Origin of the sequence: Lentzea waywayandensis (genome assembly GCF_900115955.1) — a bacterium.
Taxonomy (GTDB): Bacteria; Actinomycetota; Actinomycetes; order Mycobacteriales; family Pseudonocardiaceae; genus Lentzea; species Lentzea waywayandensis.
In genome coordinates this window covers 56,847-80,887 of record NZ_FOYL01000015.1, presented here as the reverse complement: position 1 = coordinate 80,887, position 24,041 = coordinate 56,847, and the positions used below count along the sequence as shown (strand labels likewise).

16 protein-coding genes are annotated in these 24,041 nt (G+C 65.5%); 8 read left to right on the top strand and 8 right to left on the bottom strand.

The annotated features are described in order from the left end of the window. Positions 1–338: 338 nt before the first annotated feature. The 5 genes from BM417_RS39370 to BM417_RS39350 all read left to right on the top strand — a co-directional run bounded on the left by BM417_RS39370 (position 339) and on the right by BM417_RS39350 (position 12,003). Positions 339–8,432 (top strand): DNRLRE domain-containing protein, encoded by an 8,094-nt coding sequence (locus tag BM417_RS39370; RefSeq protein ID WP_093605082.1) that lies wholly within the window; start codon positions 339–341, stop codon positions 8,430–8,432. 121 nt (positions 8,433–8,553) lie between these two features. Next, positions 8,554–9,660: an SMI1/KNR4 family protein gene (locus tag BM417_RS39365; protein ID WP_093605080.1), complete on the top strand. Its 1,107-nt coding sequence runs from the start codon at positions 8,554–8,556 to the stop codon at positions 9,658–9,660. A gap of 51 nt (positions 9,661–9,711) precedes the next feature. Next, positions 9,712–10,221 carry a DNA/RNA non-specific endonuclease gene (locus BM417_RS39360; RefSeq protein ID WP_245822612.1) on the top strand — a complete coding sequence of 170 codons (510 nt, stop codon included), beginning with the start codon at positions 9,712–9,714 and terminating at the stop codon, positions 10,219–10,221. A gap of 103 nt (positions 10,222–10,324) precedes the next feature. Further along, positions 10,325–11,434 carry a hypothetical protein gene (locus BM417_RS39355; protein WP_093605076.1) on the top strand — a complete coding sequence of 370 codons (1,110 nt, stop codon included), beginning with the start codon at positions 10,325–10,327 and terminating at the stop codon, positions 11,432–11,434. A 221-nt stretch (positions 11,435–11,655) separates the two neighbouring features. Further along, entirely contained in the window at positions 11,656–12,003 is a 348-nt protein-coding gene (locus BM417_RS39350; protein WP_245822582.1) for a helix-turn-helix domain-containing protein, read from the top strand. A gap of 346 nt (positions 12,004–12,349) precedes the next feature. On the opposite strand, the gene BM417_RS39345 is transcribed toward BM417_RS39350, so the two are convergent. Next, positions 12,350–12,979 (bottom strand): tetratricopeptide repeat protein, encoded by a 630-nt coding sequence (locus tag BM417_RS39345; RefSeq protein ID WP_177320860.1) that lies wholly within the window; start codon positions 12,977–12,979, stop codon positions 12,350–12,352. A gap of 20 nt (positions 12,980–12,999) precedes the next feature. On the opposite strand from BM417_RS39345, the gene BM417_RS47260 reads away from it, so the two are divergent. Continuing rightward, on the top strand, positions 13,000–13,194 hold the full coding sequence (locus tag BM417_RS47260; RefSeq protein WP_143138999.1) for a hypothetical protein: 195 nt from the start codon (positions 13,000–13,002) through the stop codon (positions 13,192–13,194). Between the two features lie 175 nt (positions 13,195–13,369). Here BM417_RS47260 and BM417_RS39340 read toward each other — a convergent pair whose 3' ends face one another. From BM417_RS39340 to BM417_RS39315, 6 genes are all read right to left on the bottom strand, one after another. After that, positions 13,370–14,968: a glycoside hydrolase family 13 protein gene (locus BM417_RS39340; RefSeq protein ID WP_093605333.1), complete on the bottom strand. Its 1,599-nt coding sequence runs from the start codon at positions 14,966–14,968 to the stop codon at positions 13,370–13,372. A 16-nt stretch (positions 14,969–14,984) separates the two neighbouring features. Next, positions 14,985–16,583, bottom strand: a complete 1,599-nt coding sequence (locus tag BM417_RS39335; RefSeq protein ID WP_093605072.1) for a sugar ABC transporter substrate-binding protein — start codon at positions 16,581–16,583, stop codon at positions 14,985–14,987. Positions 16,584–16,934: 351 nt separating this feature from the next. Continuing rightward, positions 16,935–17,618, bottom strand: a complete 684-nt coding sequence (locus BM417_RS49550; protein ID WP_245822581.1) for a tyrosine-type recombinase/integrase — start codon at positions 17,616–17,618, stop codon at positions 16,935–16,937. Between the two features lie 454 nt (positions 17,619–18,072). Then, a complete protein-coding gene (locus BM417_RS39325; RefSeq protein ID WP_245822580.1) occupies positions 18,073–18,270 on the bottom strand; it encodes a helix-turn-helix domain-containing protein in 198 nt (65 codons plus the stop codon). A 75-nt stretch (positions 18,271–18,345) separates the two neighbouring features. Then, the gene (locus BM417_RS39320; protein ID WP_093605068.1) at positions 18,346–19,428 is read right to left on the bottom strand and encodes an integrase core domain-containing protein; all 1,083 of its coding nucleotides are present in this window, start codon (positions 19,426–19,428) and stop codon (positions 18,346–18,348) included. A 231-nt stretch (positions 19,429–19,659) separates the two neighbouring features. After that, positions 19,660–21,219 carry an APC family permease gene (locus BM417_RS39315; RefSeq protein WP_093605066.1) on the bottom strand — a complete coding sequence of 520 codons (1,560 nt, stop codon included), beginning with the start codon at positions 21,217–21,219 and terminating at the stop codon, positions 19,660–19,662. A gap of 143 nt (positions 21,220–21,362) precedes the next feature. Here BM417_RS39315 and BM417_RS39310 point away from each other — a divergent pair, with 143 nt between their 5' ends. Both BM417_RS39310 and BM417_RS39305 read left to right on the top strand, forming a co-directional pair. Beyond that, positions 21,363–22,310 (top strand): aldo/keto reductase, encoded by a 948-nt coding sequence (locus BM417_RS39310; protein WP_093605064.1) that lies wholly within the window; start codon positions 21,363–21,365, stop codon positions 22,308–22,310. A gap of 48 nt (positions 22,311–22,358) precedes the next feature. Next, positions 22,359–23,003 carry an HAD family hydrolase gene (locus BM417_RS39305; protein WP_177320859.1) on the top strand — a complete coding sequence of 215 codons (645 nt, stop codon included), beginning with the start codon at positions 22,359–22,361 and terminating at the stop codon, positions 23,001–23,003. Here BM417_RS39305 and gntD read toward each other — a convergent pair. Further along, positions 23,000–24,028: a guanitoxin biosynthesis L-enduracididine beta-hydroxylase GntD gene (gene gntD / locus BM417_RS39300; protein ID WP_093605060.1), complete on the bottom strand. Its 1,029-nt coding sequence runs from the start codon at positions 24,026–24,028 to the stop codon at positions 23,000–23,002. The two genes, BM417_RS39305 and gntD, sit on opposite strands and share 4 nt — an antisense overlap. Between the last annotated feature and the right edge of the window lie 13 nt (positions 24,029–24,041).

The window sequence follows — 24,041 nt, the reverse complement described above, 5'->3', positions numbered from 1 at the left end:
ACAAACGCAGGGCAGATCTACAGTCCGTGGCCAGTTACGACCATGTTCAGGACGGTGATCCATTCTTCGTGATCATCCCCTGGTGCGAGTCTCAGATGATCTTGTGCGCAGCTGACTACGTGAAGGGCAGGTCGGTGTGGGTCGCGCCTCTGTGTCGATTGCTTCGTTTGCGCGGCCTGACTGTACGTGTGTGGTGGGCAGGTCGGCGGCAGTGATTCCTCCGTTTGGCTCTGTGGTGTGAGTTGTTCGTTAGCTAGCGTCCCTGTCTGCGTGACACCGGGCGGTTAGTTGATCACTGCGGGGTGACGGCCCTCGGTGTCCGAAGACTGGGGGGTCTTGTGCTACCGCCGCGTGGATTCAGCCTGCCCAAAAAACTTCTGGTTCTATTTTTCCTGACGGTTCTTGCTCTGGTCGGAGTCCCGGCGGGACCGCCGATCAACGGCCCTGGCCGGTTGCCCGAGCTGGGCATTTCTGGACTGTTCCAGTCGATTGCCGGATGGTTCGGCGGTAGAGCCGAGGCCGAACCGAGATCGCAGCAGGAGCAGGTGAGGCGCGAGCCGCCGAAGCGGGTACGGGAGTTGGTCGAGCGGCGGACTCCGTCGGTGCGGTTGTTCCAGATGTCGGACGGTCAGGTCGAGGCGGAGGTGTCGCCGCGGCCGACGGTGTTCAAGGATGCGCAGGGCCGGTGGCAGGACATCGACTCGACCATCCGCGAGACGCCGCGTGACGGGTACCGGTTCGTCAACGACACGAACGGTTTCACGAGTCTGTTCGGTGAGTCGACCGACAAGCTGGCCCGGTTCGAGGTGGCGGGCAAGCGGATCGCGCTGGGCATCGACGGTGTTGTCCGGGGCATCTCGCCGAAGGTTGAGAAGGGCACGGTCACCTATCCCGGCGCGTTCGACGGCACGGACCTGGTTTACCAGGTCACGGGGGAGGCGTTGAAGGAGAACATCGTTCTCGCGAAGGCGCCGAAGGACGCGACGTACCGGTTCACACTGGATCTTGAGGGTGTGACGGCGCGGGCACTGGCGGACGGTGTGATCGGGTTCTTCGACAACCCGGATGCGCCGCCGGTGTTCACGATGCCGAAGCCGTTCATGTTCGACAGCAAGGCTGACCGCAAGTCGCCGCACGGCAAGGCGTGGAGCGACAAGGTCACACAGACCGTGGAGCAGCACGGCTCGAAGATCACGGTCACGGTGAAGGCGGATCAGGGCTGGCTGGCGTCGAAGGATCGGCAGTACCCGGTCACCATCGACCCGACGATCAAGCTGGTCCCGACACCGATCACCGGTCAGGACGTGCAGATCTGGTCGGACTCCCCGGATCGCAACGACGGGTCGAGCTACCAGTTGTCGGTGGGGGCGGATGCGTGGGGCAAGGCTCGCACGCTGATCAAGTTCGACACCTCCGTCGTGCCGTCGGGTACCGCACTGACGGGCGCGAAACTGCGTCTGTACTACGACAGCGAACTGTGGACCGGCGTGAACAGCAACATGCACGAGGTGCGGCGGGTCACGCAGGGGTGGTCAGAGGACACGGCGACGTGGAACAGCATCAATACCGCGTTCGCCGAGGCCGGGTTGTCGACGGCCACGAAGCAGGCCAACGTCGGCAATGTCTGGCACGAGTGGGATGTGCGCAACATCGCCCAGCAGTGGGTGTCGGGTTCCGCGTCGAACTTCGGCCTGATGGTCAAGTCGACCGACGAGACGCTGAACCGCGGCGGTGCGATCTACCAGGCCGCGGAGTTCGCCTACAACGGCGAGACCGAGAACACCCCGAAGCTGATCCTGTCCTACGGCAGGCCGAGCGCGGACCTGCAGGCCCCGACGAAGATCTACGCGACCGGCGCGGAGCTGAACTGGGGCGCCTACCCGGACCCGGATCCGGGCAACCCGGCCGACAACGCGGTGGAGTACCAGGTGCACCGGTCGGTGTCCCAGGCGTTCACGCCGTCGGAGTCGACGCTGATCGCACCTCTCGCGCCGGCCACGACCACATTCACCGACACGACCGCGCGGCCGACACCGGCGGACTCGCCGGACCCGTTCGGCAACGCCTACTACTACATGGTCGCGGTGAGAACCCAAGACGGGCAGGTCATTCCCGGCCCGACCCAGCTAGTGCGGCTGCCCAAGGCGGGGTTCATCACCCAGGTGCTGCGCGGCGGCGCGGACGACGCGACGTTGTCCTCGACGCAGCCGAACACGAACCTGGACACGCTGGGCGGTCAGCCGTGGCTGATGGCCGGCAAGGGCTCCGGCACCTACGGCACCACCCGCGCGGCGGTGCGGTTCCGCGACCTATCAGCATTGCCGGCCGGTGCGCGGGTCGCGAACGCCGAGATGACGTTGTGGGGCTTCTACACCGTCGGCTCGGGTGCGATCTTCGACGGTCATCCGCTGACGAAGTCCTTTGTGGAGAACCAGGTCACCTGGAACCGCGCGTCCACGGCGACGGCCTGGACCGCGCCGGGTGGTGACCTCGGAGCGGCGACCGACAACGTCTCCAGCATCACCAACGACCCGAACCGGCACATCTGGGACCTGACCGCGACCGCGCAGGGTTGGGTCGACAACCCGGCGACCAACTACGGCTACGCGGTCAAGCTGCGCGACGAGGCCGGCCCGACGCAGCGGGTGCTGTTCCTCTCGGACGAGGCGGCGGAAACGCATCTGCGACCCAAGCTGACGGTCACCTACACGCAGCCTGTCGCGGAGATGACCTACTACGCGCCGGACACCCCGTCGATCCGCATGATCCCCGGTGACGAGTACACGATCCCGGTCACCGTCACGAACTCGACCACGTCGACGTGGCGTGCCGCGGACCAGGCCGTGTCCTACCGCTGGAACCTCCCCGACGGCACCGACGTCACGACCGGCGGCAACCGCCTCGAAACGGCGCTGCCGGCGGATGTGCCGCCGGGTGGCAGCGTCACCGTGCCGGCGAAGGTCAAGACACCGATCCAGTCCGAGGCCGGGAACAAGCGCGAGCAGTTCGTGCTGAGCTGGGACCTGCGAAACAAGACCACCGGCACCTGGCTGTCCGCGACGGGTGGGATCCCGGCGCTGCCGCAGAACGTCACGGTTGAGGACCCGACCTCCGACCAACTGGGGCTGGAGAAGTTCTACTCCTTTGCTGGGAAGTCGACCGGTGCGGGCTCGAACGTGCTGGTGAACCAGTTCGCCGGCAACACTGTCTGGTCGTATGACGCATTCAGCAACCCCGGTCGCGGCCTGAACACATTCACCAGGTTGACCTACAACAGCATGGACACCTCGGCCACCTCGCTGGGGCAGGGCTGGTCGCTGGCCGCGTCCGGGCTCACGCGGTTGGGTGCGTACCTGGAGCTGCATCCGAAGGGGCAGGACTACCCGTCGCGGATCACGCTGCCGGACGGTGACGGCACGTCGCACACCTTCGAGCTCAACAAGCACAACAGCACGGACGCGGCGCAGTGGACGTACGACAAGCCGGCGGGCGTGCACCTGTACGTGCAGCGCGATGGTGCGGCGGAGAAGTCGCGGCGCTGGAAGATGACGCGTCCGGACCGCACGGAGTTCCTGTTCGACGACGAGGGCTGGCTGACCGCGGTCCGCGATCGCAACGGCAACGAGCAGGGGTTCACCTACACCGAGCGCAAGTCCAACAACCAGCCGCGCAAGTTCCTTGCCTACGTCACCGACCCTGCCGGCCGGCAGACGCTGACCCTGGACTACTGGGAGAAGGGCGAAACCCAGAACCCGAAGATCATCGACAACGTCCAGTCGCTCAAGGACGTCTCGGGTCGCACCGTCACGTTCTCCTATGACGACAAGGGTTTGCTGACTCAGTTCGTCGACGGCTCGGGCTCGACCCAGCCGAAGACGTTCAAGTTCACCTACGACGCCACACAGGGCAACAAGAACGTCAAGCTTGCCAAGGTCACCGACCCACGCAACCACGACACGAGCCTGGCGTACTACACGGCACCGGTGGACCCGAAGGACAAGTGGAAGCTGCAGACGATCACAGATCGGCTCAACTTCACGACGTCCTTCGCCTACGCAGACCCGGACGGCCAGGCTGGATCGGAGATGGAATCGACCATCACCGACGCGGAGAACCATCAGACGACGTACCGCTTGGACGGCTACGGACGCCCGCTGCGCACCACGAACGCTAAGAACCAGACCACCCAGCTTGAATGGGACGCCGACAACAACGTCACCAAGCTGACCGCCGACAACGGCGCGATCTCCACCTGGACCTACGACCCGAAGACGGGCTACCCCACCACGAACCGCGATGCCGAGGCCGTCGCGAACAACTGGCCGGCCTCGACGATGACCTACCAGACGTCGCTCAACGGCAATGTCGCCGAGCTCGGATCGAAGACGTCGCCGGAGGGCCGCACGTGGGCATTCGGGTACGACGCCAAGGGCAACCTGACGTCGGTCACCGACCCGAAGGGCGTGCCGACGCCGTCGCCGGACGACTACAAATCGGTTTACGCCTATGACGCGTTCGGGCAGTTGCAGGCGTCCACGGACGCCAACGAGAACACCACCACGTTCTCCGAATTCGACCCGACGGGCTATCCGAAGAAGACGAAGGACGCGTACAACAACGAGACCAACATCGTCTATGACGCGCGAGGCAACGTCCTCACCTCAGCTGATGCGCTGGGAAAGACCACCACGATCAACTACGACGTCTTCGGCCGACCGCTCGACCAGAAGACGCCGAAGGATCACGCGGCGGGCCAGTTCATCACCGTCCCAGCGCCGGTATACGACGCCAACGACAACATCACCCAGGCGACGGCACCGAACGCTGCGGTGACCACGGCAGTGTTCGACAACGCCGACCAGGTGCTCGAGTCGACCGCGCCGAAGGACACACCGAGCGGGCCGGAGCGCAAGTCCAGCTTCACCTACGACAAGGTCGGCAACGTCAAGACCGAGACGCAGCCACTCGGCAACCTCACCACGAGCGACCCGAATGACTACGTCACGAGGTACGACTACGACGAGATCTACCAGCTGACGGCGACAACGAACACGGACAACAAGAAGATCACCTACGAGTACGACCGGGTCGGCAACGTCGTCACCGTGGTGGACCCACGCAAGAACGCCACCACGGACACCACGGACTTCACCACCAAGACCACCTACGACCTCAACCACCGCATGGTGGACACCATCGACGCCGCGGGCAAGGTCGAGCACGTCGGCTACGACCGCGACAGCAACGTCATCACGAAGCGGGACAAGGAGAACAACACCACGACTCTGGTGTATGACCAACGGTCGAAGCTGGTCGAGGCACAAGTGCCGCACAAGATCGGCTTCACCACGGTGACGAAGTTCGAGTACGACGAGGCGGGCAACCAGACCCGCGTGATCACCCCGCGCGGTGTGGAGACCACCGACGACGCGGACGACTTCGTCGCGCAAACGGTGTACGACAAGCTGAACCGGCCAGTCGAGAAGCTGACGCCGTTCGACAAGGACGACGTGCAGTACAAGACGCCCGACAAGACCACCTACGTCTACGACCCGGTGGGCCGGATCAAGGAGGTCAGTGCCCCTCCGTCGCAGAACCAGGCGATCCGCAACGTCTCGAAGTACTCGTACTTTGACAACGGCTGGGTCCGCACCGCAACCGACCCTTGGGACATCGTCACCACCTATGACTACAGCCCGCTGGGCCAGCAGGCTTCGCGCACACTCACGTCCGCCGGCGGGTCGTCGGGCCGGACGATGACGTGGGACTACTTCCCGGACGGCAAGCTGAAGTCGCGTTCGGACAGTGGTGTCCCGGTCGGCCTGCACGTCGCGCTGACCGACAACTCCGACACCGGTTTCATCGAGCTCGCGGGCAACTGGTCCACGGCGACCACCGGCCAGGGCTTCCAGGGATACGACTATCGCTCCACCGCGCAGGGCAGCGGGGCGACCACGTTCTCGTGGAAGCCGGTGATCCCGCAGGACGGCTCGTACGAGGTGTTTGTCAAGTACCCGTCGGGTGTCTCGGGTGCGGCGTCGAATGCGCCGTACAAGGTGGAGACAGGCACGTTCACATCCACGGTAGCGGTGAACCAGACGCAGCGCGGCGGCGAGTGGGTCAGCATCGGCAGTTTCAACTTCACCGCAGGCACCGCCGCCAAGATCACCCTGTCGGACCAAGCGAACGGCACGGTGCTCGCCGACGCGGTGAAGCTGGTGCGCAACAACGCATCGGAGCCGGACACCGAGTCCAAGACGTTCGGTCAGGCCTATGACGTCAACGGCAACCTCACCGGCCTCACCGACTCCTCACCCGGCGCGAAGATCGACGGGTATGCGTTGACCTACAACGGGTTGAACCAGCTGACCAAGGTTGACGAGAAACTCGGCACAGCGATCAAGGGCACAACCACGTTCTCCTACAACGAGAACGGCGCACCACTCACCCGCGGTCACGACAAGCAGTCAGCGGAGTTCACCTACAACCCGCTCGACCAGATCGAGCAGGTCAAGAACACCGAGACCGGTGGCACGCCGAAGATCACCTCCTACACCTACACCGACCGCGGTCAGGTGAAGCAGGAGACGAAATCCAACGGGAACAAGGTGATCCACGGCTATCACCAGGACGGGGCGCTGGCCTCCCAGGTGGAGTCGAAGGCGGGCGGCTCCCTGGTGGCGCAGCACACGATCGACTACAGCCCCAACGGTCACCGGACCAAGGACGCATCCAAGATCCAGAATGCGGACAACGCGTCGGCCTACCTGGACGAGGTGCGCGAGTACGCCTACGACCCGCTCGACCGGATTCGCAACGTCACCAAGAAGTCGGCCGCCGGCGCGGTGTTGGAGACCGAGGACTACGTCCACGACGCCAACAGCAACGTGGTCTCCCAGGCCGTTGACGCCAAGGCGACCTCGTTCAATTACGACCGCAATCGGCTCCTTTCCGCGACGAGCGCGGGAGTCACGGCTTCCTACAACTACGACCCGTTCGGACGTCTCGACACGGTGACCGCGGCCGGGCAGATCATCGAGTCGTACAAGTACGACGGCTTCGACCGCACGATTGAGCACCGCAAGCAGGGACAAAGTGGTCTGGAGACCACCACCTACGCTTACGACCCGCTGGACCGCACTACGGCCAAGACCGAGAACAGCGAGACCACCGACTTCGCCTACCTCGGTCTCACTGACAAGGTCGTCTCCGAGACCATCGCGGGTCAGCTGCAGCGCACATACCAGTACGACTCGTTCGGGCAGCGCCTGGCGCAGATCAAGAAGGACACCGATGGCGCAGGCCCGGAGGTGGCCGAGGACTCGTATTACGGCTACAACCCGCATACCGACGTCGAGACGGTGACCAAGGACAACGGCGACACGCGGGCCACCTACGGCTACACCGCCTACGGCTCCGATGACAAGGAGGCTTTCACCGGCATCGACAAGCCAGACGTACAGCAGCCGGGCAAGCAGCCGTTCAACTTCTACCGCTACAACGGCAAACGCTTCGCCCCCTCCTCTGGCTTGTACGACATGGGCTTCCGCGACTACAACCCCGGCCTCAACCGGTTTACGACCAGAGACATGTACAACGGCGCACTCGCCGATATGAACCTGGGTACGGACACGTTCACCGGCAACCGATACGCCTTCGCCGGTGGGAACCCCATCACCGGCGTTGAAGCAGATGGTCACGGGCTCTGCGCCGACGCGGAATGTCGCTACGTCTGTTCGGCCGAGTGCTCCACCGACCAGGCATACGCGCTGAGCGAACAGATGGCATCCGATCGCCAAGCGGAGGCCAGCGCTCAGCAAAGCCAACTGGAACCGCAGGCCGGATATGTGGTGTCCCCTGTAGCGCCGCCTGCTGCGCCTCCGGTCATCGCGGGCGGCTTGCTCGGCGTCGCAGGATCGCTGGTGTCGATCCTGTTCCTCGCCTCTGGTGACTCGGCACAAGATCCGCGAACGAACCCGGAGAAGGCGAAGGAGCGGGAGCGCGGCTGCATGGCGGCACCCGGCAGCCAGGTCGCGAACATCATCTATTGGAACCGTGATCAACAGGGGCGTGCCACAGGTGCAGAGGCCTGTCTGCAAGGGCGGGTGCAGGAAATGGACGAAAGCGCGTATTACACTCCACCGGGATGGAAGCCGGGGATGGACCGCGGCCATCTGGTCGCGCGGATGTTCGGTGGCAGCAACACCATTCCCGAGAACTTTGTTCCGCTCTACCCGGATGCCAACCAGAAGACGATGAGAGCGGTCGAGGACGAGGTGGCGCGCAGGCTGAACGCCGGCGAGCGGATCTACTATTCAGTGAGGCCTGTGTATCTGTTTCACACCGGCGACAAGAGATACATTCCGCAAGGTGTGAACATCTGGGTTGCCGGCACAAACGGGGGTAGGAACTATTATGTGCCGAACAAATAGTTGAGCCTGTTCCAGGCTTCAACCAGGTGCGTCCCGGCTGCGTGTCGGGACGCACCTGGCCCCGAGACCGTCGATGACGTAGATTGGCTGCCAGGCCGGCACGGTGAGGAGAGTGTCACTCATGGGGTCCGTCGAAGATCTGGCGAGCCGCCTTGGTGTTGACGTCGAAGCGAACAACAGCTTCGACTGGGTGGCTGTCGAGCATTCCGTGGGCTTGAAACTGCCGGACGACTACAAGCGCCTTGCGGAACTCTTTCCTGCCGGATGGTTCCAAGGGTTTATCGAACTCATTCGACCAGGAGACGTTGACGGCTCGAAGACCGACTTTCTCGGCTACTACACTCACCGCCTCGAGGACATGCGTCGCTGGCGGGAGGACGAGCCCGCACGCTTTCCGTTTCCCATCTTCCCCGAACCCGGCGGTTTGTTGCCCTGGGGCACATCGCGCAACAGCGATCTGTTCTTCTGGCTGACCGAGCTTGCTGATCCCAACGCTTGGCCTGTTGTGGCAGCGGATAGAGATTTTGGATCCTGGGTAAAGTACGAGCATCCTGTCTGCGACTTCCTCGACGATGTGGTGTCGGGCCGATTCGATGGTGGTCCGTCTGGAGCCGCTCTCTCCGGCGAGGCCATGTTCGAGGAACTCCAGGTGGAGGCCCCGAAGCCCCCCGAGCCAGCCACGTTCTGGCTGAACCAGCGCTGGGGGCAGGATCTGCCGACGAACGACTTCCAGGGCATTGTCGAACTGCTGGGGTCGCCGGAACTGAGCACGCTGCCGTCAGACTGGGGCGACATCGAACGGATGATCGGCTTTCCGCTTCCCGCGGACTACCAGTGGTTCATCGACCACTACGGTGCCGGGGTGTTCTGCGACATCACGATCACGGCTCCGGCTGAACTGCCGGAGTTGATCGGGCGCAAGTACGAGCAGGCGGCGAGCAATGCGGAGCGTCTCCCGTATGACGCGCCTGTGCATCCTGAGCCTGGCGGGATGATTCCGTGGGGCGAGACGGCCGACGGGTGGACGTGTTGCTGGGCGCCGACTGACGTCGACCCCGACAAGTGGGGAACTGTGTGCGCTGATCCCACGCTGCAAGGATTCGAGTATTCCTGGGACAAGTCGTTCAGTTCCTTGCTGGTGGGCTATGCCAGATCTGGTGGGGCCGGGTACTTCCTCGGGCGGGACAATCCGTGGTCGGGCTCCATCACATTTACGCCGCTGGGCTAGTACTGGCAGGAGGGTCAGGGTTCGAGTCCCCTCAGTTCCGGCTGGGTGGGCATGCTGCTCACGACGCTCACATGGTCGTCGACCGACCCGCAGTGGCAGGAGCGCAGCGTCGATACCGCTCGCGGCCAGCGGGACTGCGCGGCGGCGAGCGCCAACGCGGTCGGCTTCATCACCTACCACAACCTGGATCACCATGATCGCGCAACGGGTGCGGAGGCGTGCTTGAAGGGCTGGATTCAACCCGACGAGGAAACCTATTTCACGCCGCCGGGCTGGAAGCCGGGCATGGACCTCGGCCACCTCGTCGCCTGCATGTTTGGTGGCGACAACGCCAAGCCCGAGAATTTTGTGCCACTACATCCCAACGCCAACCGCATCGAGATGCGCAAGGTCGAGGACGAGGTCGCGCGACGGATCAGGGGGAGGGGAAACCGTGTATCACGCGGTAACGCCTGTCTATCTGCAGCACACCGGTCCGAACATGTACGTCCCTGCAGCGGTGCACATCTACGCCTACAGTGCCAGTGGCGTGATCGACCAAAAATGGTCCTGAACAAATAGTCGATTGCCGGGTTTGCCTCGTCGACCAGCCGAGGCACACCCGGCGGTCAGGTCCTGACCTCCGCAGGTTGGCCGGGTCGAACCATGTGGAGGGAAACATCTCATGGGCACTGTGGGTGTCCTGGCCGCGCGCCTTGGCCTTGAGGACAACACCGTCAACCAGTTCGACTGGGCGGCTGTCGAGTCGTCCATCGGACGGGCCCTGCCCGACGACTACAAGCACCTCGTGGAGATCTTCCCGGACGGCCGCTTCCAGGCGTTCGTCCGGCTCATCCGGCCCGGCGCGGTGCAGTCACCGCCCACCGAGTACCTCGGCTACTACGCATACCGTCTCGAAGACATGCGCGGCTGGCGTCAGAAGGAACCTGCCCGGTTCCCTCACCCGATCTTCCCCGAACCCGGCGGCCTCCTACCGTGGGGCGTTTCGCATCGGGCCGACCTGTTCTTCTGGCTCACCGACGGCGACGATCCGAACAAATGGCCGATCGTGGTGGCAGATCAGCGGTTCGAGCACTGGACGAGCTACGAGGGCCCGGTCTGCGCCTTCCTCGACGACATCGTGTCCGGTCGATTCGACGGCACGCCGTTCGACATCGATCTCGGTGGCGGGCCGTTCTTCCAGCCAACACCGGAAGAATCGGTGGCGGCGCCGGCTCCGTCCGTACCTGGCTGGGGTCAGCCAGGCTTCACCGACGAGCACCCGCACCACGCGATCGTGGCGTTGACGGCGCTTGTGCCACCCGCGGCACCCAGACGGTCCATCGACTGGGCGGTCGTGCAGGCAGAACTCGGTGGAGCGTTGCCCGCCGACTATCGCGCGTTCATGGAAATCTACGGGCCTGGGACGTTCTGCGACATCATGATCGTGGCGCCGGAGGAGCTACCTGGTCTGATCGAACGGACCTATCGCAAGGCGGTGAGCAATCCGATGCGCCTGCCGCAGGTGTGCGTGCAGGTGTTTCCCGAGCCGAACGGCATGATCCCGTGGGGACGGACAGCCGACGGCTGGACCTGCGGCTGGTTGCCCTCCGAGGAGAACCCCGACACCTGGGGAACGGTGCTAGCCGATCCGGACGTGCTCGGATACAAGGTGCACGCCGGCCATTCTTTGAGCTCGCTGCTGCTCAAGTACGCGGCCACCGAGGAAGGGACGTTCGCACTCGGCAGGAACACCCCCTGGCAGGGACCGCCCACATTTGCGCCGCTCTCCTGACATGCTCGCGGCGGTGGCCGAGTTTCACCGTACGTTTGATCGTGATCGAGCAGGACGCAGATCCCGCCGACGTCCGCCTGATGGCGCTCTCTGAATAGGGCCGGTCCTGCTCTCTGAATGTCCCCAGTTGGGGTGTCCTTCCGGCGCGTCGTTTGTGCTGGTCAGATGCCTTCGGGTGACGGTTTCGGTGTTGGTCACCGTGGACCGTTCCTGGAGGGTGGATGCTCTCGCTGGAGGAAGACGTGGAGGCTCAAGCTCTGCGTGCTCAAGGCTGGTCGGTGTCGGCGATCGCGCGTCATCTCGGGCGTGACCGCAAGACGATCCGCCGGTATCTGAGCGGTCAGGTGATGCCCGGGTCGAAGAAAGTCCTCGGCGGCCGATCCGTTCGAGCCGTTCATCGAGTACTGCCGGGCCAGGCTGGCCGACGACCCGCACTTGTGGGCGTCAACGCTGCTCGACGAGATCGGCGAACTCGGTTACCAGGGCGGCTACTCGACATTCACCCGTGCTTTGCGCCGTCACCAGCTGCGCCCGCATTGCGAGCCGTGTCATGTGACGAATGGCCGTGACGTAGCGATCATCACCCACCCGGCGGGCGAAGAGACCCAGTGGGACTGGGTCGAGCTGCCGGACCCGTCAGCATCGTGGGGCCTGGGCGGGCACGCGCATCTGCTTGTCGGGGCGCTGTCGCATTCGGGCCGGTGGCGGGCGCAACCGCCTCGTTCTGGCTCCCCGTGCGATGCGCGATGTATCCAAGGCTCATCAACGTCGTTGCCTCACCGCGTTCATTGCTGTGCCGCCGGTACAACTTGAGGGCAGTGCGGCAGTATTCGACGGCGACGTCGTACTTCCCGATTTTCGCTATCCGCCAGCCGGCAGAGTTCAGAGCGAGAGCTTCCCACTCCGGGTTGTCGATCATCCTGTGCAGCCGCAACGATTCGATAGCGTGGGCCGCTGCCTGTTCTTCGTCCCCTCGCGCCTCACAAGCCTGCGCGAGCGCGTGCTGCGTGCGTGCCTGAGTGGTGACGTCACCGATCTGCTCGGCAGCAGACCCGCTCGTCGCCAGAGGTGGGTTGCGTCGCGGTGATGGCTCAAGAGGGCGTGGGCCTGTGCCAGGTGATCCAGCGCATTGGCTTCCTCGTACATGTCGCCGATGTCCTGGCGGATCTGTAACTCTGTGCGATATGAGCCAACCGCATCAGCGTTCCGGCCGGTGTGGTGAGCGATAAAGCCCAAGCTCTTCAGAGCGTCGGCCTCGCAGTCGCCGTTGTCGTGCTGACGAGCCAGCGTCAATGCTTGTTCGCAAGACCCAAGAGCTTGGTCGTAGTTGCCGAGGCGGGCGTGGTGCCAGCCGGTCGCGTTGAGCGCAACGGCTTTCCCCACCGGATCGTCGATGGCTTCGAACAGTTGTAAGGCCTGGAGAGCATGAGCAAGTGCCTGCTGGTCATCGCCCAGACGCTGCCAGACCCAAGTGAAGACGTAGTGGGTATGCGCTTGGCCGCCGCGATCATCGGCGTGTTCGGCCAGGGCGAGGGACCGGCGCAAGTGGTCCAGCGCCTCGGCCGATGAACTCGGACGAGTTGCCTACTACGGCGGGTGCGCGGCTTCGGCGGCCGGTGCCCGCCGAGGTCGCCCCGAAGCTCGCGGAGGTGGCCGAGGTGCTGCGCGGCATGCTGGACCGGCCCGCGAACTGCGCGCCCTGCACGCCGTCACCCGGCTCGTCGGCACCGATCTGCCGTCGTCCGTGCAGACCTACCTGAACCTGTCCTGGTGGTACGTCACCGCCTGCGATTCGGGCACGGAACTGGTGCGGCAGCTAGATCTGCTCCAGTCCGACGCGGTCCGGGTGACCGAACGGTTCCACGCGGCGGACGCGCAACGGCAAGCCGAGCGCACCCGCTGCATGGAAGGCCGTTTGGACGCTGGCGACGTGCGCTACCGCAGGCCGAGATCAAGCCACACGGCGGTGTCGGCAGGTAGAGCATCATCCAGTACGGGCCCGCTGGCCAGTACGACGCGGCGTTCCGACGGCAACAGAACGGGTGCGTCGCCGAAGTTCAGCATGAACATGAAGCCTGGTTCCCGTTGGAACGCGAGTACGTTCTGGCCGAGGTCGAGCCACTCCAGGCCGCCGTCACCGAGCGCCGGATGCCCGTGTCGCAGCTGGAGCGCTGCTCGGTAGAGGTTGAGCATGGATCCGGGGTCGGCAGACTGCCTTTCGACCGTGAGCTCGGACCAGTCGGGTTGCGGCAACCACGTGCGGACCGCTTGGTCGGTGAACCCGAACGGTGCGGCACTTCCGGACCATGGGAGAGGTGCTCGGCAGCCATCCCGTCCGACCGCCGCCCCATCGGTGCGGTGAAACGTCGGATCCTCGCGCTCATCGGCGGGGATCGTGAAGTGCTCCGGCAGGCCTAGTTCGTCGCCCTGGTAGAGGTAGGCACTGCCGGGCAACGCAAGGAGCAGCAGGGCCGCGGCGCGGGCCCGGTGAGTACCCAGCGCCACGTCGACGGACGCGGTGCCGCGACGCCAGTCCTCCGTTGGTACCCGGATCAGGTCCTGGTCGACGCCGAGCCTGCTGACCAGTCTGGTGATGTCATGGTTTCCCAGGACCCAGGGCATCGAACTCGTCGAGCCGCGCACAAGGCCGAGGGCTTCGTCGATCACCTCGCGCAGTTCGCGAGCGGCCCAGGGCACGCGCATCAGCTTGAAGTTGAATGTCTGTGGCAGCCCTTCCGCCGCCAGGTAGGGCACCACCTCGTCGGGGTGGTTGAACCAGATCTCGGCAACAGCGCCACGAGGCCCTGGAAACTCCTCTGCCGAATACGAGTCGAGAATCGCGCGCCAGGATCGATAGAGCGCGTGGATCTCCGGCTGGTGGTAGTACGGCCGTGTGGCGGCATCCTCCGAGAGGTCAGGAAGCCCTGCGTCCTTGTAGAGCGTGTTCGCCATGTCGATCCGGATGGCCGCGACACCGCGGTCCAGCCAGAAACGAAGCACGCGCTCGAACATCGCGGCGACGTCCGGGTGACGCCAGTCGAAGTCGGGCTGGGACGAGTCGAAGAGGTGCAGGTACCACTGGCCGTCCGGAACCTGGGTCCACGCGGAGCCACCGAAGTGCGATTCCCAGTTGTTCGGCCGGTCGCGGAAGAAGAACCGGTCCCGTGCTGGGCCGCCGGGTGGCGAAGCCAGTGCCTCCTGGAACCACGGGTGTGCTGAGGAACAGTGGTTCGGCACGATGTCGATGATCACCCGGATGCCGAGGTTTCGCGCGGCGTCGACCAGCGCGTCGAAGTCCTCCAGGGTGCCGAACCTCGGGTCGACGTCGAAGTAGTCCGCCACGTCGTAGCCGCTGTCGCGCATCGGTGACGGGTAGAAGGGGTTGAGCCAGATCGCGGTCACACCGAGATCGCCGAGGTAGCCGAGGCGAGACCGGATCCCCCGGAAGTCACCTTCTCCGCTCGAACCCGATGCGGCGAAGCTGCGCGGATACACCTGGTACACCACTGCGTCCCGCCACCACGGTTCAGCCATCCACATCGCCTTTCTCTCAGGAGAAGAGAGCCGACACCCTCGCCGCCGCGTGCTTCGCTGTCGCCTCCGCTGAGGCGCCGCCGATCACGGCGACCTCGGCTTCCGCGAGAATCCGCCAGGTCTCGTACATCTGCGGAAACGAGGGCATGGGTGTGCCAGCCTCGCACAATGTCACGAACTGCTGCAGGTCTGGGTCTTTCGCCGGCGACCCTCGGAGCACTGCTGGTGCGATGACACCTTGTGCCAGTGCTGAGATCACGTGGTCATGCGTGAGATAGTCTGCGAACAGGTCGTGCGCGATGATCTTGCTGGTGCCTGCCTTTGTCATCACGAGGCCATGCACCAATGTGAACGGGTCCGGTTCTGCTCCATCGGCGAACGGCGGCACCGCACTGATCGCGAACGGGGTCGCAGCCTCGCGGAGGACCTTCAGAGCGTCCGAAGTGGACAGCAGGTATGGGGTGTGGCCGGTCGCGAACAGCTCCAGTGCCTCCTCCTTGCCGATCGACCGTCGTAGCATCTTCGTGCCGGCCTCACCGAGCTCTCGCAGTCTTTCAAAGGCCGCCACGGATCCTGGAGCGGCGAGACCGATCCGAGTCGGATCCCAGCCGCCACCGCGGTGACGGCCGAAGAGACATCCGCCGGCACCGGTGAACAACGGCCAGATCTGAAACGGGTCGCCTGTCTCGCCGACACGGACGGCGAAGACCTCTCGCACCCTCCCCGCGTTCCGCAAGGTCAGTCCGCTCGCGATGAGCTGGTCGAACGTTGCCGGAGGCTGCGGCGCGAGCCTGGTGTTGCGGAACAGCGCCACTGTGTCCATCGTGGTCGGCAAGCCGTAGAGGCGGCCGTCGACGGTGAGTGCTTCGAGCGCCCATTCCGGGCAGGCGGCGTGGTGCTCGGCGGAGAGCACCGTCGGCTCGATCAGGTCGCGTGAGATCAGGTCACCGAGCCAGTCGTGTGGACAGATGAGGGCGTCGGTTCCTGGGTTCCGCTCGATATCCGCCACGAACTCCCGCTGCAGATAGCCAGGCGGGTTCATGCGGAATTCCACGGTGACGCCGTAGCTGGCCAGAAAGTCGTCCTTGAACTCTCTCAGCGCCTCGACGCGAGGGGGGTCCGCGGTGATGCACAACGTCGACTGCAGCTCGGTCAATCGGCCGTACTGATTGCGCTGCCATCGCACACCTGCGGCGTCGGTGAAGCTCACCTTCACCCGGCGAGCGGGAGCCGCGACGGTGTCACCGTTGATCGGCGTGAAGGTCGACGTGCCGGGCGGCACGACGAGATAGTGGGACTTGTGCCCGTCCGACCTGTCGTCCGCCCCGACGACCGTCACGTACACCTGGTACACCGGCGTCTCGGACGCGTTGCGCACGAACGCGCCCCAGACCCCGTCGTCGTTCGACCCCCACCATGCAGACACCAGCGCGGCCTGCGCCCGCCGGTCGAACGCTGTCCGGGCTTCCCGCGCCGCCGCATTCACCTGGTCGCGTTCCGACTCGATCCGATACGTCCGTCGGGTGACTACCACCGCAGCGGCAGCGAATCCCAGCGCGGACAACGAGCCGAGGCCTTGGAGCCATCCGGCCACGTCACCCCACTGGACAGTCATCCGCACCTCGCAGCTGATGTTCGAATGCCAACGGAGTGTCGGATCCACAGCGCGCTGCGTTACTGGCTGCAGGTCAGCATCACTCTGGAGATCACCTCCAGTGGTGGCTGTTGTTCGCGATCGTCCCGCACTAATTCTTATTCCCCAACGTGGACGGCTGCCTGACCGCGTCAAAAGCGGCCTCCGGCCTCGCTACGTTTGCCGGTCCACGTGACCATCACGCGGTGGATGGAAGTCGGTCGTTCGCCACCTTGGCGCTGAGCAACCGCTGTCAACGTTCGTGATGGCTTCGGTCCATCTGGCTTGCAGGCCATGGAGAAGGCGTTGTTCGACTTCGGCGGCGATGTGTGACTAGACCTTCTGCATCTTGTCTTCGAGGGTGTGGCCGAGGCGGGCGGCTTGGGCGATTTCGGGGACGCCCTCGGCGATCATCCAGGTCTTGTGGCTGTGTCGCAGGCCGTGGAAAGTCAGGCCGGGTTTGACGGGTTGAATCCAGACGGGCGGGGCTTTGCGGTTGAGGTTGCCGTCGGCAGCGGGGCGCATGGCGCGACGTCCGAAGTTGGAACGGCGCAGGTACTCGCCTTCGGCGGAGACGAACGCGTGTGGATGGTCGTGGCTGTCGAGCAGGACGCGTAGCAGGTCGATCAGGAACGGCGGGAGGGTGATCGTGCGGGCGGACTCGGCGGTCTTGGGTGGGCCGAGTTCGAAGTGGCCGTTGATCTCGTGCAGGGCGCCGATGTCGGGGTCGATCTCGAAGCATCCGTCGTCGAGGTGGATGTTGGTGCGTTGGAGTCCGGTGAGTTCGCCCCATCGCGCTCCGGTCCACGCGGCCGTGGCGATGAGGATCGCGGCCCAGGGGCCAAGAAGTAGTGCCGCGTTGTCTGCGAGACGCAACGCTTCTTCGGGTGTGGCCCACATGCGCTCGCGCATCTTGGTGCGTTGACGCCTGCCGCGTCGTCGGGGTCGTATGGGGTTGGCGGCGATGAGTTTCTCGTCGGCGGCGTCGGCGAGGAGCATCGACAGGATCTTCATCATCGTCTGCACTGTGGTGGCGGCGTAGCCGGATGCTCGGACCTTCTTGGCCCACGCGGCCACCGCGATCTGCAAGTGAGGTCTCGCCCCAGCGGGGCAGGATGTGATTGTTGAGCAGGCTGCGGTACTGGGTCTCGGTATTGCGTGAGACGTCGAGTGCGTCGAGCCAGTCGACGGTCCACTCCGCGAGGGACAGGTTTCCCGGCGGCGGGGTCGATCCAGGTGCCGCGGCGTTGGTCGGCCTCCATGGTGTCGGAGTGGTCTGTGGCCGCCTTCTTGGTGGGGAAGCCGGGGATGGAGCCGAGGGATCCGTCGTCTTTCCAGTAGCGGACGCGCCAGCCTTTGCCGTGTTTCTCTACCCAGGCCATCTTTCCTCCCGTCAAACGTTTGACGGGCATATGGACGCATTGTGTACGCAAGAGGGCAAGCGCTTCCGTGCTTGCCCTCAAGACGCTGATCAGCGGGAACGAGGTCGTCCTCGTGCGGGATGCACGGCCTGCGCACCGCCGTCGGCGATGCCTCTGAGGTCCGCGAGCGAGAACCGCAGATGCTTGCCGATGATCGTGCACGGTATTGCGCGACGGCCCGCTTTGCGGCGTAGCCAGCTCTCCTTCACGGACAACATCTCTGCGGCCTGCGCCGGCGTGTACAGCATGGTGGTGAGGTCGTCACGGCATGGAGTCGGAGAACCCGGCGACTCGTGTGCCGCTCGAAAAGTCATCGCTGCACGTCATGCGGCGTGTCTGTATTCGTTGATGAGTCCCCCGAGGATCCGGGTGCGTAGCGGCTTGCGGGTCTTGCGGTCATGTACGGCGGCGGGTTGCTCTTGAGCTTCGGGCGGTAGCTGGCAGCGGGCCTGATGCGGCCGGTGCTTGTTGTAGTGGATTTCGTAGGCGGCAAGAACTTGACGCGCATGGGCTTCTTCGGTGATGAGGATGTGGTCGAGGACCTCGCGCCGGATGGTGCCGATGATGCGTTCGCAGTGGGCATTCATCCGGGGTGCTCGCGGCGCACTCTTGATCACACGTAGTTCCTCGGCTTCGAAGACGGTGTCGAACACCTCGCCGTACTTGTCGTCGCAGTCACGCAACAGGAAGCGCAGGGACTCTATCCGTGTTCCAAGGCCGTCGGAGAGGTTCCTCGCCTGTTGCACGGTCCAGGCCTCCGTCGGGTGGGTGGTGACGCCGGTGATGTGCAGGCGCCTGGTGTCATGCTCTAGGAACGCCAACGCGTACAGGCGTCTGCCGAGCGCGGTGTCGACATGGAAGAAGTCCGCCGCGATGATGCCCTCAGCCTGGGCGGCGAGGAACTCGAGCCAGGTCGGGCCGGATCGGCGTGGTGCTGGGTCGCTGTCCGCTGCGTTCAAGATCTTCCAGACGGTTGAGGCGGCGATTGGGTGGCCGAGTCGGGCCAGCTCGCCTTGGATCCGTCGATGCCCCTGCCGCGGATTCTGTTTGGCGAGCCGGAGCACAAGTACCTTGATCGCTGCTCGGGTGGGCGGGCGTCCGATGCGTCGTCGTGCGGAGTAGTCCCACTTCCAGGCGATGAACCTGCGATGCCAGCCCAGCACCGTGCCGGGCGTGACTGGGAAGATCTCGCGCCAGCGCGAACGAGGTATCAGCCTGGATAGCGTGGCAAACCAGAATCGGTCTGCTGGCTCGTAACGGATCTGGCCAGTCAACTGTCGGCGGAGCACGGCATTTTCGTGCCGCTGCACGAGAAGCTGCGCGTCCTTCTCCACCTCGCCGCGGAACAGCACCGACGCGGCGGACAGCAACTTCCCAGTCACCTTGTACAGCAAGGACACGATCACCTGAGCATGCTGTCAGCCTGGGAGAGATGCGCTGCCGCGCTGCGGTGATGACTTTCGAGCGGCACGCGCTCTGGATGCTGACGCGGTGACCCACGTCGTGGTTCCACGAGTCACCGGAAGGCCAGCGCCTCTGCTTCGCCAAGTGCGGTCCCGCCGCCCGCCAGTCTGGTGATCGACAACAGCTAGAACCACATGGCGCGGGTGCGCGGGGTCCACGCACCCGCCACGACGTCAGCGGCGCAGGTACGCCACGCCCGACCGCACTCCCCACCGGTACGTCAGCAGGCTGCCCACCGCGACCAGCACGGTGTCCCACGGTGCGGCGATCCACCCGGCACCGCCGAAGCTGCCGACACCGGAGATCGCCAGCAGCCACGCCAGGTAGCAGATGAGCCACGTGCCGGTGCGGAGTTCGGCCGCCAGATCCAGGTCGCGGCGGCGCAGCACCGCGAACAGCACGGCCGCCACCATCAGCAGCGGCAGTGCGATCCGCAGGTTCGGCCACGACCCCCAGTAGATGAGTTCGGAGCCCACGATGAACCCGGTCGGCGCGATCCAGCGCAGCCCTCGCACCCACCCCGCCAACCGCTCCGGTGAGGCCACCATGAAGGTGCCCGCCGCCACCGTGCACAACGAGTAGGTCAGCACCGCGAGCACGCCGACCACGCCGATGATCTGCTGCCAGCCGCTCGAGGGCAGCAGGAACACCATCGCGAGCACGAAGTTCAGCGCCATGGCGTTGCGCGGCACACCGGCCTGTGCGCTCACGTGGGCGAAGCGCCGTGGCAGGGCCTTGTTCTTGGCCACCGCGTAGGTTTCCCGGCCGCCGGCCGCGACGATCACGAACGTCGAGCCCGACGGGGAGAACACCGCGTCGGCGTAGACGACGGTGGCCAGCCAGCTGAGGTTCAGCAGGATCGCGAGCTCACCGAACGGCGAGCTGAAGTTCAGGCCCTGCCAGCCGCCGGCGAGCTGATCAGTGGGGACGGCCAGCACGAACGTCAGCTGCAGCACCACGTGCATCAGCATCGACAGGCCGATGGCGGTCAGGACTGCGCGAGGGATGTCGCGGCGCGGGTTGCGGGCCTCCGCGGAGAGCTCGATCGGGGCCGCGAAGCCGTCCAGGCCGTAGATGATGCCCGCGCTCGCGATCGCGGTCAGCACGGCAGGCCAGCCGAACGGCGCGAACCCGCCGCCTGCCTCGATGTTGCCGGGGTTCAGGCTCGACAGGAGCAACGCCACGATCGTCAGCACCGGCACGAACACCTTGATGGACGTGACGAGCAGGTTCAACCGGGCGAAGAGCCTGACACCGAACCAGTTCAGCACCACCAGCGCCAGCAGGAGGACCGCGCCGAACGCCTTGCCGCGCAGCGTCAGCCCGTCCTCGCCGAACACGCCGGGCAGGTACCGGTTCGAGTACTGCATGATGGCGGATGCCTGCGCCGCCAGGGTGCTCGACACCGCCAGCAGCATCGCCCAGCCGATCAGCGTTCCCGCGAGCGGTCCGTTGGACAGCAATGGCCAGCGCACCAGGCCGCCCGCCTCCGGTGAGCCCGCACCGAGTTCGACGAGCACGAGCGCGACGAGCGTGAGCGCTGCACCGCCAATGATCCAGGAGAACACGGCGGCCGGGCCCGCCGCCTGCGCGCCGTAGAACGAGCCGAAGAGCCAGCCGGAGCCGATGATGCCGCCGAACGCCACCCCGGTGAGGCTCCAGAATCCCAGGTGCCGCTTGAGCTTCTGGTCCTCGGCGGCCGTGACGGCAGGCCCCGTGGAGGTGGCGGTCATGCGGGTGTGCCGATCGCGCGAAGTGTCACAGTAGATCCCCAGCTTCGATCGTCCTGATTGGACGGTGTACGGAAACGGAAGGTGTTCCTCTTGACAGCCGAAAGAGCCGACCAGGTTCCGGGCCAGGCCCCTAGGATGACGTCATGCTTACCACTACCTTGGGGGCCGGTGGGCCGGTTTGCGGCCGCATCGGGCTGGGCACGATGGGCATGTCCTTCGCCTACGATCCGGGAAATCGCGACGACGAGACCTCGGCTCGCGTCATCCGCGAGGCGCTGGACCTCGGCGTCACGCTCATCGACACGGCCGACGTCTACGGTCCTTTCACCAACGAAGAACTCGTCGGCCGTGCGCTGCAAGGCCGGCGCGACGAAGCCGTGCTGTCCACCAAGGGCGGGGTTCGGTTCGACGGCGCGGACTTCACGCTCAACGGGCGCCCGGAGTACCTGCGCTCCGCACTGGACGCGAGCCTGCGCCGCCTGCGCGCCGACCACGTCGACGTCTACTTCCTGCACCGGGTCGATCCCGAGGTGCCGGTCGAGGAGAGCTGGGGTGCGCTCGCTGACCTGGTCACCGCCGGAAAGGCAAGGGCCATCGGCATTTCCGAGATGACCCTCGACGAGGTCAAGCGCGCACAGGCGATTCACCCCGTGGCTGCGGTGCAGTCCGAACTCTCGCTCTTCACCCGGGAGTTCCTCGGCGACGTGGTGCCCCATTGCGCGGCAGAGGGAATCGCCTTCCTCTGCCACTCGCCGATCGGCGGCGGGCTGCTGGCCGGCCGCTACGCCAAGCCCGCCGACCTCGCCGACGGAGACTTCCGCGCCGAGATGCCGCGGTTCGCCGAGGACGCGCTGGACGCGAACGCCCACCTGGTCGAGACGGTCCGCAAGATCGGTGAACGGCACGGCGGCACGTCCGCCCAGGTCGCACTGGCATGGCTGCTCGCCCAGGGAGACCACGTGATCCCCATTCCCGGAACGAAGACCTACCGCTATCTCAAGGAGAACGCGGCGGCGGCCGAACTCGTGCTCACTGCGGACGAGCTGGCGGAACTGGACGCGTTGCCCGCCCCTGTCGGCGCCAGGGAGTAGGCGCAAACCGCTGCGCCCGGCGGCGGGTTGTGGATAGATTCCTTTGTTGTGAACAGATTTGTCGTGTTCGACCTCGACGACACTCTCGTGGACAGCACCGCCGCGGTCGACAGGTGGTTCGCCGAGCTCGTGGAGGAACGCGGGCTCGGCGACGGCGCGCTGGAGTTCCTGCGGGCGGAAGCCGCGAGCCCGGCGCCGCCGCACGAGTCGTTCGGCAAGATCGTGGCCGAGTTCGGCCTGCCGGAGACGTGGGAGGAGCTGCGCGGCATCTTCGTCCACCGGGTGCCGCGGCTCGCCCGCCCGTACGAAGGCGCCATCGCGGGACTGGAAGCGTTGCGGCGCAGTGGTTGGCGCATCGCCCTGCTCACCAACGGCACCGAGGTCGACCAACTGCCCAAACTGGACGGTCTGCTCGACCTGTTCGACGCCGTCTGCTACGCCGACGACGAGGAGGAGCGCAAGCCCCACCTCGCCGCCTTCACCCTCGTCGCGGACAGGGCCGAGGCCGTGCTCGGCGGCGCCTGGATGGTCGGTGACTCGCTCAAGCACGACATCGCGGGTGGCGCCGCCGCCGGCATGCGGACGATCTGGGTCTGCAACGGTGCGCCGACGCCAGCCGACGGGCCTCGGCCTGACCTGGTCGTGGCGACCGTCGCGGACGCCTTTCCGTTGCTGCACAGCGGTGACGACTAGAAGATGATCCGGCTGTCCGGCGAGAGCCGGCGGGCACGGGACGGCCGCAGATCTCGCGAGATGTTCATGCGCTTGAGCCAGCGGTCGGAACCGTCGAAGCGAGCCTTGAACGGCTTGCGCCCGTGGATCGCTCGGTAGTTGTCCATGAACAGCAGGTCGCCCGGCGCCAGCGTGACGTCCTGGATCTTGCGGTTCACCTCGGCGCACAGCCGCTCCAGCGCCCCGGCGGCCTCGTCGTTCACCGCGGTCATGCAGTCCGGGTCGATGCACAGGTAGGGCTGGTCCTCGTGCCCGGACAGGATCGGTTGCACCACGGGGTGGCGGTGGATGTCGTCGGTCTCGGCGAAGCTGCGGCCCCAGCGCTCGCGGTCCTCCGCCAGCACCAGCTCGGCGAAGTTGTTGCGCTGAGCCGAATGCGAACCACTCGGCCGCGTCTCGAACCACGGGCCGCGCAACACCTCTGCGTCCTCGGGCGAGATCTCCAGGTCGGCCACGTCAGCGTAGGTCGTGGGCGCGCCGTACGGGTTGCGCAGGCACATCAACGCCGTGTAGGCGGACCTGTTGACGTGGAAGGCCTCCTCGGTGTGCCATTCCAGCGTCTCCTCGGAGCCGAACGCGATCTGCTCCTTCTCGTACCCCTTGATCGGGATGATGTTGTGCATCAACAGCCCGTTGTGCAGGGTCGCGTACCCGAACGGGTCGCCGAGGATCTGCGCCAGCAGACCGAACGCGATCTCCTCGCGCAACGACGGTGAGGGCGTGCCGGCGGGCTGGTGCCAGTGCGACGGCGTCGGCCCGAGCCGGTCGTCGTCCACAGGGAGACCGGAGACCAGCAACGCGCCGGACGGCTCACGCAGGCGGAAGTCGACGAGCGCCTCCCGCAGCGGCCGGGGCAGTTCGTGTGCGAGCACAGCGGCTGCGCGGTGGAACTCGGCGTCGTGGACGCTCGTCACACGGGCGGCGATCTCCTCGACGAGCGCTTCGATCTCCTTGACGGTCTGGGGATCGAGGTGGTGCTTTTCCATTGGTTCACGCCCT